Below are 11,901 nucleotides of genomic sequence, written 5' to 3'. Positions count from 1 at the left end.
GACGCACGCGCCCTACCGCTATGGTCATCTGAACTACTCCTTAAAGACATCTAAATGAATGAGGACATTAATGAAACTACAAAGTTTGCTTCTTCGAAGCAGGAGCGGAGCCTAGGTATAAAGACTCAACTCCTGGGTCTTTTGCCTCAGTTTCCTTGAACGGCTCTTTGGCAAGAACTGCTCAGGAGTTTCCCGTTAAGTCAGGATCCCTAGCGCTTCAAGACCCTACTTAGAACCGTTTCCACAACTCGCGAGGCCCAACGGGCCATTCGAGAGCCACCAAACAAGCTTTACGGCTGTAGGCATTACAATTTAGCCTATGCCGGTAAAGACTTGTAAATTGCTTTCATTATAGAGGCGGATAGCCGGATCTCATCAAGTCTGGGAGAACGACTGTTTTTCGAGGAGTTGGGTTTGGGCCGCTACACCCTTGGAGTGAAGGCCAGGGCTTGGGATCCGATATCCTGAGAAGGCGATGTATCCCATTTGCGAGGAAGCTGAATCTATGGCTGGCGAGATCTTCACCATTGCTGGACTCTGCATTGTGCTGACCCTGGTGGGCGTGGCACTTGGATATGGGATCCTAAGGGTGACCCAAGGGGGGGCAGAGTAAAGCTGTCGAGGATTTCTCCCGGGCCCGGTATCGGGCCTTGTTACAGCTCCATGTCAATTCCATGTCAATTGGCCACCTGGATATGAGGTGGGTGGCGGAAAGATGATAAACTCATGAAGATTTGTATCGTTGGCGCTGGGGCGGTGGGAAGTCACTTGGCCATATGCCTGGCTCGGTCTGGCTTTCCCGTCAGTGTCGTGGCCCGTGGAGCTCACCTGCAGGCCATCCGCACCCAAGGTCTGAAGCTCATCCGGCAGGGGGATCCCTCCCAAACCTGGGTAGAGCGGTTGACAGCCACCGACGATCCGGCTGCCCTGGGCCCACAGGACTGGCTGATAGTGACGGTCAAGGCCCACAGCTTGCCGCAGCTTGCCCCTCGACTGGGATCCCTGTGTGGCCCCGACACCCCCATTGTGATCGCCCAGAATGGTATCCCCTGGTGGTACTTTTACCGGCATGGGGGCGAGTTTGAGGGGCATTCCCTGACTTCCGTGGATCCAGAAGGGGTTATCGCTGCTCATTTGCCGATAGAGCGGGTGATTGGCTGTGTGGTGTACATTGCCGTGCAGTTGGCAGAGCCGGGAGTGGTCTTGCACACAGGGGGTGGGCGCTACATTCTGGGGGAGCCGGATGGATCCCTGTCAGGACGGCTGCAGTCCTTGGCCGCCATCTTTGAACAGGCGCAGCTTGCCACCACTCTCACCTTGCAGATTCGGGCCGAGATCTGGCAGAAACTGTGGGGCAATGCCGCCTTCAATCCCATCAGCGCCCTCACCCGGGCTGCTCAAGATGAAATTGCCCAATACCCACCCACCCGTGCTTTGGTTCGGTCGGTGATGCGGGAAGTTGAGGCTGTAGCTCAAGCTCTAGGGATCCGGCTGCCGGTCTCTTTGGAAGAGCGGCTAGAAGATGCAGCCCGCGTGGGATCCCATCGCACCTCGATGCTGCAGGATGTTGAGCTGGGGCGACGGACGGAGATCGAGGCCATTGTGGGAGCCATCACCGAGTTGGGGCGTTTGGTGGGGGTGCCCACTCCCCATTTGGATACTCTGTATGCTTGCGTCAAGCTGCTGGAGCGCTCTCTTTAAGGAGCTTTTGCAGGAAGCGGTAGGGTCGCTACCGAACGGCAGAGAAACGATTCGTTTGCTGGATCCCAGGCTCCCCCCTGGGGAAGTGGCTCGAACTCTAGAATGGCTGTAGCCTCGAACTGACGAGGAAGCTGAAGGTAGCTGTCCATTTTTCTCCGACTCAACCCAACTGAAATCACAGCATTTGAATTAGCAAATGATGCTTGAAAACTCCATCGTGCTCATCACCGGAGCCAGTAGCGGCATTGGGGCCGCTTGTGCCACCCTTTTTGCCCGTTCTGGAGCCCGCCTGATTCTGGTGGCCCGCCGTCAGGATCGGCTGCAGGAACTGGCTGGGGAATTGCAGCAGGCTTACGGCACTCCTTCCTACCTGCTGGCTTTGGATGTGCGGGATGGGGCAGCCGTGCAGCAGGCGCTTCAATCTTTGCCCTCGCCGTGGGCCAACATCGACATCTTGATCAACAATGCCGGTTTAAGTCGTGGCTTGGACAAGCTCCACATGGGGGCCTTGCAAGACTGGGAAGAGATGATCGATACCAACCTCAAGGGTCTGCTCTATGTTACCCGCGCCGTTTTGCCCGGCATGGTGGAGCGAGGTCGAGGCCATGTGGTGAACATCGGCTCCATTGCCGGTCGGCAGACCTACCCAGGTGGCGCTGTGTATTGCGCTTCTAAGGCCGCCGTGCGGGCCATCTCCGAGGGGCTGAAGCTGGATTTACTGGGCACCCCCATTCGCGTCACCGAGATTCAGCCGGGCCTGGTGGAAACCGAGTTCAGCCAAGTGCGCTTCCGTGGGGATCGCGCCCGTGCGGCAGCAGTGTATCAGGGCCTCACCCCCTTGACGGCGATGGATGTGGCTGAAGTGGTGGTGTTTGCGGCAACCCGTCCCCCCCACGTGAACATCAGCGAGATCTTGCTTGTGCCCACCGACCAAGCCAGTACCACCCTCGTACATCGTCGATAAGAGGCCGGCAACCGGGCTTTCGCCTCCACTCTTGCTTCCCTGAGCGACAATGGCAGCAAAGGTGGTGGGAACATGGGACTGGAAGCCGGGATCCTGATCGGGTTGGGAATCGGTTTGCTTTGCACGTTGCTCCTGCTGTGGCAGACTCGGCGCCGTTTCAGACGCGAATTGCAGCGGTTGGGATCCCTGGTGCATCTGGCCATGCCCCTCCACTCCCTGGAACAGATGCTCAGCTTGCTCAGCCGTTATCTTCGCCAACAAGATCTGGATTGGGCCAACCAAAAACAGCAACTGCAAAACTGGCAATACCTGAGTCAGCGGCTCCCTTGGGGATATCTGCGGGTAGACGAAAACAACGTGGTGCTGGAGTGCAATCCTGCCGCCCAGCGCCTGCTGCGCATCAGCCAATGGCAGCCGGGCATCAAGCTCTTGCTGGAATGGGTGCGCTCCTATGAGTTGGATCAGCTCATCGAGGCTACCCGCCGACAGGAGACCGCTGCTCCTGTCCAAAGTCGCGAATGGATTTTCTACCCTTCCGGTGGGGATGGCAAACCGATTCCGCTGCGGGCTTGGGGGTTGCTCCTGCCGCAAGCGCACGTGGCCATTTTTTTAGAAGACCGGCTGGAAGCAAAAATGCTGGCCCAACAGCGGGATCGCTGGGCTTCGGATGTGGCTCACGAGCTGAAAACCCCCCTCACCTCCATTCGCTTGCTGGCCGAAACTTTACAAAGCCGGGTCGATGCCGCTCAAGCAGTCTGGGTGGAACGATTGCTAAATGAAACTCTGCGCCTGAGCCATTTGGTTCAAGACTTGCTCGAACTCAGCGCCCTCAATTTGGGAGCCGCATCCCGCTCCCAATGGCGTTGGGTGGATCTGGCAAGTTTGGTGCGCGAGGCCTGGCAAAGTGTAGAGCCGTTGGCCAAGCCTCGACACCAGGAACTGCACCTGAGCGGATTGTCCCAGATTTACCTCTGGGGAGATGAGCAACGCCTATACCGCCTCATCCTCAATCTCTTGGACAACGCCGTCAAGTATGGCAAGCCCGACTCTCCTATCCATGTGGTGCTTTCGGAGCAGGGATCCCAGGTGCAGTTAGAGGTGTACGACCACGGCCCCGGCCTGCCAGAAGATCAATTTGAGTTGGTCTTTCAGCCCTTTTACCGCACCGACACTGCGCGGGCCCGCAGCAAAGGCGGAACTGGCCTAGGGCTGGCAATTGTGCGACAAATTGTCGAGGTTCACGGGGGCACCATCCAACTGCGCAATCACCCGCAAACCGGTGGGCTGTGGGTTCAGGTGGAACTGCCCCGGAAGCACTTGGATCCCTTGTGAAGCCTATCCGAAAACGCTCGCATCAGTGGCCTGCAGCCGGAGTCTGGCCGATAATCGCTCAAGATTTCCCTGCTGCAGGGCTATCCATCTCAGGGGTGATCCCCTAGAATTGGGGTAGGTAATCTTTACAGTTCATCTTAAGCAGGCATTCGGAATGGGTACTGACTATCATTCCGCAGACTTGTTGTCCGAACGGGAGCTGCAGGTCATTGAGTTGATTGCAGCAGGACTGACCAATCAGGACATCGCGGAACGCCTAGAGATCAGCAAGCGCACCGTTGACAATCACATCAGCAATATTTTGAGCAAGACCCGAACGGCAAATCGGGTTGCCTTAGTACGCTGGGCCTTGCAGTGGGGAAAGATTTGCCTGGATCAGGTCAATTGCTGCACTTTGGTCGATGACAAAATTGCTTAGTCCCATCCCATTTTGCCGGTCAAGTGTCCAGCAAAGAGTGTTGAGCGGGGGGGGTTTGGTGACTGTATTGCCCAGAAGTTATAGTCATTTCAATGAGGAATGAAACTGTTCCGTTGCAGTGCTTCCTAGCTCTTCTCTCTCTTAGGGAGAGGGATTGGGGGGCTCGCGGAAGTGATGCGGAGCATTTGGGCGACACCGCGGAGTAGTTAGGAAGCGTCTTAATCTAGCTTGAAGTGACTATACTTGAGTTGTTTTGAGCTACGTTGATTGGGTTGTCATACGTGAGCGTCCCCAAGCTGAAACGCTACGCTGTTCGCTACGATTCTATGCCCCTGATGGTTTATCGGGAATTGGCTGCCCATTTGGCTTGTGTTTCAGGGGTGAAAACGGAGCTGGAGTGGAAAAAAAACTCCACCTTTCGCTACCAAGACAGCCAAATAGAGGCATTGCATATTCATCAAGAACCCGATGCCGACATAGAACAAATTAAGCGTATTCTTGACCACTATGGAGCGTGGCAGTATAGCCCCTTAGAAGACTAGCTCTCTCTGCAACCCAAAAGGGATCCCTAGGGATAGGGATCCCCGGATGATTCCTCTGCAAGGTCTGGGAAAAACCAGTTCAGCGAGCAGCTTGGCCTTGGGCAGGCAGGTGCAGCTTACGAGCCAGGCCCAATCTCGCCAACAGCCAAATGGCCCAGTAGGTCATGTCGATCTCCCACCAACGCAAACCGGCCTTAACGCACTTCGGGTCGGCATGATGGTTGTTGTGCCACCCTTCACCATAGGTCAGAATCGCCGCCCACCAAAGGTTACGGGCATTGTCGTCGCTCTCGAAAGTCCGGTAACCCCAGAAGTGGCTGGCCGAGTTGATTAGCCAGGTGCAATGCAGCAGCAGCACTGTCCGCACGAAGATACCGTACACGACGAATGACCAGCCCCCCAGCAGGTAGAGTATCGCGGCCAATGGCAGTTGCAGAAGCAGGGCGTACCTATCCAGCCAGCGGTAGAAGGGATCCCGAGCCAAGTCCGGCGCAAAGGCAAAATACTTCTCAGGGTTAAAAAATTCTTCGCGGTGGTAGATCAGCCAGAGTATGTGGCTCCACCAAAAGCCCTTACGAGCAGAATAGGGATCCTTCTCCTCGTCTTCGGTGAAGGCGTGGTGCTGACGATGGCCGCCCACCCAAAAGATCGGCCCCCCTTGAACGGCCAGGGCACCGAGAGTCGTGAAGACATATTCCAGCCACTTGGGCACCTGGAAACTACGATGGCTGAGCAGGCGGTGGTACCCCAAGCAGATGCCTAAGCTGCCGAAACACCAGTGGAGAAATAGGGCTACTCCCAGAGCGGGCCAGGAGAAGAAGAAAATGCCTCCCACCAAAGCCACCACGTGAAAGATGGCAAAGAAGAGCACATGTTCCCAAGCAAACCGAAAGGACTCTTGGGGCTCGGGCCGATTGAGCGGAGCGGGATGATTCAGCGATTGGCGAGAAAAAGAAATGGTCATGAACCCACAAAACCTCAGAAGAAGAAGTAGACTAGACTGACTAGGAAAGAGCCAAAACACAAAGCCCAAGTTAAGGCCGCCGGATAACAGCGGCCCAACGTGAAAACGGAGTCAAACCCCTGAAGACACCGCCATAGCCAGCGGTGACTTGCTATGTGCTCCGCTGTGATGAACTCGGCTACACAGGAAGAAGAGGAGCAGAGGCAACGCTGCCGACATCCTCTCGCTTGACATTAAGCCTAGCGGTATTCCACCGTAAATGCAAGCGTCACTTGCAGCCCGCCGCAATTCTTCAGGTTTTCTCCTCACTATGGCACGTCCTTCTTCTCGGCAAAGGCTGCTGAATGCGGCTCGGGAGCTGTTCGTTCGTCAGGGCATCACCCAAACCACCACCCGTCAAATTGCGGATTTGGCCGGAGTGAATGAGGTCACCCTGTTTCGGCACTTCGGCACCAAGCAGGGGCTACTCCTGGCCGTATTTGGGGAGCTGGGGGTCTTTTCCGGCATTGCCGATCTGCCTCTGAAGGCGGATCCCGCCCCCTCTCAAGGTTCTGGGTTGCAAGCCATTCTCCTGCGCTATGTCCACACCTGTTTTCGGGCTTTGGCCGATAATCCTGAACTGGTGCGCTCCCTGGTGGGAGAGGCTGGCCTTTATTCTGAGGAACATCGTCGCGCCTTGCGGATGGGTTTTTCTCAGGCCCAAGAACAGCTGACAGAGTATTTGCGGCGATTTCCCAACTCTGAGTTGCAATCTGTCGAGCCAGATCGCCTTTATGCAGCCGTTGGGGTTTTGCATGTAATGATTTTGGGAGCAGCCATGCTGGCAGTAACCGCCGAGTTGCCTTCCGTTGGCGCCGACGGGGCGGAGCCCTCTGTTGAGGGGCAGCTATCGGATGAAAAATCTAAAAAATCAGAGAAAGGCGCCGAAACCGCCAGGATCCCCCCCCTTCTGCAAGCCTGCGTGGAGCTGTGGATGGCAGGCGTGACCAGAATGACAGAACCTACGCCGTAGCGCAGCCACCCACAATTGGACAAGGCTCTCCAAGTGCCCTAGGTGGGCATGCGATACAGCTTCTCCCAGCGACACACTGACTACGGCCAATAAATAGCCCCAGACCACAGGGATCCCGGCAACCTGCAGAACTCCCGTGAGCTCGGAACAAACTCTCTCTGTGTGCAAATAGATGTGCAAACAGGTAGATGTGCAAGTAGAAAAGGGAGGAGGTTGTAAGCCGGGTTCTGTAGTGCAGAGTTGCACTGGCGATCATCTATCTGGGAGTGATGTTACCATCACCCTCTAGCGGCTCACCACCATCGAGAGCACCCTTCCCCACTTTGGGTACCGTGACCTCGATGCAACCGACAGGGGCGAAGAACAGCCATAGTCCTGCGGCTGCGGCCTTGCTTTCCACCGGGGTTTACCGAGCCAACGCCTCACGACGTTGCTGGTGGGCTCTTACCCCACCTTTGCACCCTTACCTGTGCTGGGATCCCAGCCATCGGCGGTATGTTTCTGTGGCACTATCCTCGCGGTTACCCGCACTGGGCTTTCCCCAGCGGTGTGTTCTTCTGAAAGCCCGGACTTTCCTCATCCCGCTGTCTGGTGGCGACAGCAAGGACGCGATCGCCTGCCCCTCCTCTCTCTTCAGCTCGATCCTACTGCATCTTCCAAACCTAGAAAATCCCGGAAATCGGTACAAACTCCACTTGATCGGGAATGTTGGGGGCCAGGTGTAAGATTTGCCGGTTCAAATCCATCACCACAGCCGCCACGCTTTCGGTGCGATCCCAGGCGGGCAGATGGGGATCCGGATAGCGGCAGATGCAGTGGGGGGCATTCGTCCGGTCCTGTAGGATTTTTTGAAGAGCGACCGCCTCTAGGGTTCCGGTTTGAGCGCTCTGGCGAAGCAAATGATAGGCCCGTTCTAGCCTTGTGGAGGATCCTGTGTGGGGGGGGCAGCCATCTTCTCGCAAGGCCGGATCCAGGAAATGATTGGTGTGGGCGAGGATCCCTCCTTGAGGGAGATGCAGGCCAATTCCTCGTGGACTGATTTCAAAGCTGGTCGCCTTAGCGGGCTGTAGGCCTGTCGCCTGTCCTGTAATACCGGCAACGCTGACACAAGAGGAGGCGGTGTAGGGGTAGGATCCCACCCTCTCCACAGCTTGCTGCCACTCCTCGCACTCCAACAATAAGCGCAACAGCAGATGCACCGGCATTCCCTCGGTTTGCCCATCTAGGGTAGAGCGCAAGAGGTTGAGGGCCACGGCCAACCCTGCTTGATTGAGGCCAATTTTGGCCAGGATCCCAGCTTCGGTCAGGGTGAGGTAGGCAGGGTGGTTATCGGAGCGAACGCACAACAGCACACAGGCCCTGCGCTGCTCCCCGATCCAATCCCAGGTTTGGGCCAGATAGGTGTGGTGGGTGGAGGTAGCCTGGGGCAAGGCCGCCAGGGTGGTGCATTCTCCCCCATCCGGGTTGGCTTGGGCTGGATCGATGAGATCAATCCCCTTGAATTCATGAGCAGGATCCGGTGGGTGCTGGGGCACCCCGTTTTGGAGATTGTGTTCCAGAGCAGCGGCGCAGTTGGGATGGGATCCCCTGGGAACCGATCTGGATAAAATTTCGGTGCGCAAATTGAGGGCCAGAATCTCGGCGAAACGAAAGCCACTCCCCGCGGCAATGCCTTGGATTTCTTCCAGCAGGTGGGGCACGTGGCGCTCTAGCCAGGGCAGGGATCCCTCTGCTTGGGTCTGGGCCTGCTGCCAGGTGAGACCACAGCGGTAGGCAAATTGGCGGGCGTAGCTGGCAATGCTGTGGCGAATGAGGGGAGCCGCCTGGGATCCATACTGTTGGCCTCGTTGTTGGGGATCCCCCTGCAGATGAAGAATGGGGAACATGGTGCTGGTTTGCCCGTGACCTCAATAGGTGGGCAGGGAGGGATCCACCTCACAAGCCCAAGCGTGAATGCCGCCGCTGATGTTATGAACCTGAGTGAACCCGTTGGCCTGTAGCCACTGGCTCATCTGAGCAGAGCGGAGGCCATGATGACAGAGCACAAAAGTTGGCTGATCTGGATCCAGCTCTGTGAGGATCCGTTCCCTCCATTCCTCGTACCGGCTCAAGGGGTAGTTGCGAAAGCCCAGGGCATTTAAATTCACCAGCTCCAGCTCTGCCGGTTCCCGCACATCGATCAATTGCAGAGGGCCGGCCTCGGGATCCTGTAGGTATTGGGCCATCTGTTGTGGTGTAATGGAGCGGATGGAGAAGGACATCGCCAACTCTGGTCTACAGGGATCCCTTTTCAAGATACACCGGCTCAGCGGCTGCCCTGAGACTGCCCGCAAAGGTTAAGATGTCACCCTGATTTGGGCTTAGCCTGGGTATGGCTGTGCAACGCTTTTTGATCGACACGGATACGGCGGGAGATGATGTTACCTCGCTGCTCTTTGGGCTGCTCTGGCCCAACAGCATCCTACAGGGCTGCCCGCCGGGGTGAGTTTCATTCGAGATCCCTTTGCGGAAGTGCCCAAACCCGCCGATTATGCCAGCATCTGCAGCGGAGATACCCGTCCGCTGTTCTTTATCGGTGTGGATGCTAACCAAAACTACCTGGGGGATACCGATAACAACCCTGCCACCCTCAACCACGGTCTCACCTCGATGCTGAAGCGGGTGGATATGGCCACCTATGAAGTGATTCGCAGCGTGGTGGAAGGCAACTTTAAGGCAACTTTGTCGGCGGCATTCAAACCTTTGGCCTGGAGAACGAGGGTGTGGGCTATGCCCTGGATGAATACAACCAAGCCTTGCTCTCAGCGGATTTGGTGGCTGCTGTGGAAGCGGTGAAGCAAGACATCCTCGCCGGAACCCTCGAAGTACCTGAAGAGCGCTAGATTTTTGAGATTTTTGTTGCCGATTGATTGCGGATCCCTGGCGAAGCCTTGACTAAACAGAGGATCCATCAGAGGATGCTTTTGCTGAGGGCATTGGATCGCAACTTGGCCATCTGCACTTTGACCTCGTGGCAGTTGTTTGTTGCTCTTGTTTGTTGCTGTAACAACCTTAACCGCTAAGCGCTTGTAAGGAGCTTTCCACCTATGCTTGGCCAAGTATCCAAGTCTGGTTGGGGGATCTGTTCAGCCTTGCTGCCTCTGTTGGCAGGGATCGCTTTCGGCTGTGGAGGAGGCACAGGCAACTCTCCCCCTCTGCCGTCGCCAGGTAGTGGATCTGTCGTCCTGCAAGTGGATCCGGCCAGGGGCCCCTTTACCAAGGTGGCTGATGCCGTTGCAGAAGCGCAGCGGCTGCAAAATGCCACAGCAGGACTAGAGGTGCTGATCGAGATTTTGGGGGCGGGCAAGGAGAGACTGGAGAAGAACCTCGCCCTGGATGGAGGTGACGGCACCAATGGCGGGCGGATTCGGATTACCAGCTCTGCTGCCTACGAGATCCTAGCGGGGTTGTTCGATGTGGTTGTAGCCAGCCAAACTAGCCTGCAAGGGGTAGAGGTCGTGTTGGAAGGTGGAAAGATTCAGGTCAACGGTGGCACCTTTCAGCCGAGCAAGGTCACCCTCAACGACCCTCGCTCCAACATCTTGGTCAACGGCAATGCTGCGGTTCTAGAGGGAGCCTTGAACCAATTGGCCGAGATTTTGTGCCAGCAATTTTTGGATCCCTGTGTGCAGATCTCCGGAAACAGTCGAGTCAGCGGCATTTCGTCAATCGTTAGCAAAACAGGCGGGGTGGGCATAGGCACAACACCAGGAAGTAACCCAACCCTCGAGAACAACACGATTCTCTTACAAGCTTTAGGGACTTTGGCTGTTCGCTACAGCGACAACTCCGGCGGGATCTTCCGCAACAACCAAATCGAAGGGGATCCACCTACCGCTGGGGCTGGCTTAGTGCTGCAGGCTCGGCAAGCAGGTAGGAGCGGCACTACCGGGATTCAACTGGATGGGGCAGGCTCAATTCCATCCATTCAATCCAACAGGATCGGCGTGGGTGGGATAGCCGGGAGCGTCGGCATTCGCATCTTGCAAGGAACACAAGCCCGTACCCTTTCTGGAAATACATTTCTGGCTCGGGGCGAGGGCAGAGGGATAGCAATTCAAGCGGCCCCCGGCACCCCAGATGTGGTGATTGCAGCCTACCTAGCCGGCAATGCCTTCCAGGGGAACTTTGCTGAGAGAGTTGCTGTGGGACTCTTCACACCCACACCTGAGCCAACGCCTTCTCCCACCCCGACACCTACACCCGTGCCCACACTTAGGCCGACGCCTCCTTCCACCCCGACGCCTACACCCACGCCCATACCTTCTGGCCCAAGGATCACAATCCCTAGCTTACCTGCAGCTGCAACGGTAACTATTACTCAGGCAGACGGCACAGTTATTGCCACTTCCACATCGGTGTCTGGGGATGTCGTCACCTTCCCGGCTCCGTTTATCCTTCCCTTTGGCGGTCAGGTTCGTATCACCCCTGCTGTCCCTTCCCCAGCGCCCATCACAGTGGGAACCATCACCCTTAGCACCTTCGACAACACAACTAACCCTGGCAGCACGACTTATTTCAACCTTGGACCTAGCATTCCCGTAAACTAGCTTTTGTCTGTGTTTAGGCGATTGGTTTTCCTTTGGCTCAAGGTTGCTCAGGCGTGGAAGGCTACCCTTTTGAAATGTGAGGATGCTATGGGTATTTCTGCCGTTTCTTCCCCTGGAGACTTAGCAGTTGCCCTGCCGCCGGGTTTTGATGTCCCTTTGGGTACCTACCATATGGGTGACCCTGCCTTTCGGTTTCCCTGAAGGGGGGTTGGCAAACCTTGCAAGCAGCTTTGGCTCTTAATTTCGTTTTCTTGTTAGAGATTTGCGATGGCTACCTACAACCCTAGTTGCAGCCAGCGTTCTTCGCTAGCCTCCGTGCTTCTAGCCTCCTTCCTAGTAAGAGGGGGCGGCTGCCTGTTCTTTTTCTTCCGAACCCTAT

12 protein-coding genes and 1 other RNA gene are annotated in these 11,901 nt (G+C 56.4%); 9 read left to right on the top strand and 4 right to left on the bottom strand.

The genetic code is table 11. The features are described from left to right. The first annotated feature begins 505 nt into the window (after nt 1-505). The 6 genes from NW818_RS06650 (at nt 506) to NW818_RS06625 (ending at nt 4,957) form a co-directional block, all read left to right on the top strand. Nucleotides 506-613 carry a PetM family cytochrome b6-f complex subunit 7 gene (locus tag NW818_RS06650; protein ID WP_414329137.1) on the top strand — a complete coding sequence of 36 codons (108 nt, stop codon included), beginning with the start codon at nt 506-508 and terminating at the stop codon, nt 611-613. 113 nt (nt 614-726) lie between these two features. Next, nucleotides 727-1,701 (top strand): ketopantoate reductase family protein, encoded by a 975-nt coding sequence (locus NW818_RS06645; RefSeq protein WP_414424129.1) that lies wholly within the window; start codon nt 727-729, stop codon nt 1,699-1,701. A 196-nt stretch (nt 1,702-1,897) separates the two neighbouring features. Further along, entirely contained in the window at nt 1,898-2,665 is a 768-nt protein-coding gene (locus tag NW818_RS06640) for an SDR family oxidoreductase (RefSeq protein ID WP_414424128.1), read from the top strand. A gap of 72 nt (nt 2,666-2,737) precedes the next feature. Beyond that, entirely contained in the window at nt 2,738-3,997 is a 1,260-nt protein-coding gene (locus NW818_RS06635) for a sensor histidine kinase (RefSeq protein WP_414424127.1), read from the top strand. Between the two features lie 154 nt (nt 3,998-4,151). Next, nucleotides 4,152-4,415 carry a helix-turn-helix domain-containing protein gene (locus tag NW818_RS06630; RefSeq protein ID WP_011432496.1) on the top strand — a complete coding sequence of 88 codons (264 nt, stop codon included), beginning with the start codon at nt 4,152-4,154 and terminating at the stop codon, nt 4,413-4,415. 281 nt (nt 4,416-4,696) lie between these two features. Then, nucleotides 4,697-4,957 (top strand): hypothetical protein, encoded by a 261-nt coding sequence (locus NW818_RS06625; protein ID WP_414343320.1) that lies wholly within the window; start codon nt 4,697-4,699, stop codon nt 4,955-4,957. Nucleotides 4,958-5,036: 79 nt separating this feature from the next. Here NW818_RS06625 and NW818_RS06620 read toward each other — a convergent pair whose 3' ends face one another. After that, nucleotides 5,037-5,921 (bottom strand): acyl-CoA desaturase, encoded by an 885-nt coding sequence (locus NW818_RS06620; RefSeq protein WP_414390424.1) that lies wholly within the window; start codon nt 5,919-5,921, stop codon nt 5,037-5,039. A gap of 310 nt (nt 5,922-6,231) precedes the next feature. Here NW818_RS06620 and NW818_RS06615 point away from each other — a divergent pair, with 310 nt between their 5' ends. Then, nucleotides 6,232-6,933 carry a TetR/AcrR family transcriptional regulator gene (locus tag NW818_RS06615; RefSeq protein ID WP_414343316.1) on the top strand — a complete coding sequence of 234 codons (702 nt, stop codon included), beginning with the start codon at nt 6,232-6,234 and terminating at the stop codon, nt 6,931-6,933. Nucleotides 6,934-7,133: 200 nt separating this feature from the next. Here the strand turns inward: NW818_RS06615 and rnpB are convergent. The 3 genes from rnpB to NW818_RS06600 all read right to left on the bottom strand — a co-directional run bounded on the left by rnpB (nt 7,134) and on the right by NW818_RS06600 (nt 9,194). Beyond that, nucleotides 7,134-7,563, bottom strand: an RNA gene (gene rnpB / locus NW818_RS06610) — RNase P RNA component class A. Nucleotides 7,564-7,595: 32 nt separating this feature from the next. Next, nucleotides 7,596-8,819 carry a C45 family autoproteolytic acyltransferase/hydolase gene (locus tag NW818_RS06605; protein WP_414424126.1) on the bottom strand — a complete coding sequence of 408 codons (1,224 nt, stop codon included), beginning with the start codon at nt 8,817-8,819 and terminating at the stop codon, nt 7,596-7,598. Between the two features lie 21 nt (nt 8,820-8,840). Further along, nucleotides 8,841-9,194: a rhodanese-like domain-containing protein gene (locus NW818_RS06600; RefSeq protein ID WP_414407565.1), complete on the bottom strand. Its 354-nt coding sequence runs from the start codon at nt 9,192-9,194 to the stop codon at nt 8,841-8,843. A gap of 220 nt (nt 9,195-9,414) precedes the next feature. Between NW818_RS06600 and NW818_RS06595 the strand changes: the two genes are divergently transcribed. Both NW818_RS06595 and NW818_RS06590 read left to right on the top strand, forming a co-directional pair. Further along, a complete protein-coding gene (locus tag NW818_RS06595; protein WP_049749562.1) occupies nt 9,415-9,768 on the top strand; it encodes a hypothetical protein in 354 nt (117 codons plus the stop codon). A 395-nt stretch (nt 9,769-10,163) separates the two neighbouring features. Continuing rightward, nucleotides 10,164-11,522: a right-handed parallel beta-helix repeat-containing protein gene (locus NW818_RS06590; protein ID WP_414424125.1), complete on the top strand. Its 1,359-nt coding sequence runs from the start codon at nt 10,164-10,166 to the stop codon at nt 11,520-11,522. The last annotated feature ends 379 nt before the right edge of the window (nt 11,523-11,901 follow it).

It is taken from the genome of Synechococcus sp. R6-5 (assembly GCF_047461775.1).
In the GTDB taxonomy this organism is placed as follows: Bacteria; Cyanobacteriota; Cyanobacteriia; order Thermostichales; family Thermostichaceae; genus Thermostichus.
The sequence above is the reverse complement of the archived record's forward strand: the minus strand, read 5'-3'. Positions and strand labels throughout refer to the sequence as shown.

Excerpts from the sequence above, each read along its gene's own strand:
- NW818_RS06650 (WP_414329137.1), top strand. The coding sequence starts at position 506 with ATGGCTGGCGAGATCTTCACCATTGCTGGACTCTGCATTGTGCTGACC.
- NW818_RS06645 (WP_414424129.1), top strand. The coding sequence starts at position 727 with ATGAAGATTTGTATCGTTGGCGCTGGGGCGGTGGGAAGTCACTTGGCC.
- NW818_RS06640 (WP_414424128.1), top strand. The coding sequence starts at position 1,898 with ATGATGCTTGAAAACTCCATCGTGCTCATCACCGGAGCCAGTAGCGGC.
- NW818_RS06635 (WP_414424127.1), top strand. The coding sequence starts at position 2,738 with ATGGGACTGGAAGCCGGGATCCTGATCGGGTTGGGAATCGGTTTGCTT.
- NW818_RS06630 (WP_011432496.1), top strand. The coding sequence starts at position 4,152 with ATGGGTACTGACTATCATTCCGCAGACTTGTTGTCCGAACGGGAGCTG.
- NW818_RS06620 (WP_414390424.1), bottom strand. The coding sequence starts at position 5,921 with ATGACCATTTCTTTTTCTCGCCAATCGCTGAATCATCCCGCTCCGCTC.
- NW818_RS06615 (WP_414343316.1), top strand. The coding sequence starts at position 6,232 with ATGGCACGTCCTTCTTCTCGGCAAAGGCTGCTGAATGCGGCTCGGGAG.
- NW818_RS06605 (WP_414424126.1), bottom strand. The coding sequence starts at position 8,819 with ATGTTCCCCATTCTTCATCTGCAGGGGGATCCCCAACAACGAGGCCAA.
- NW818_RS06600 (WP_414407565.1), bottom strand. The coding sequence starts at position 9,194 with ATGTCCTTCTCCATCCGCTCCATTACACCACAACAGATGGCCCAATAC.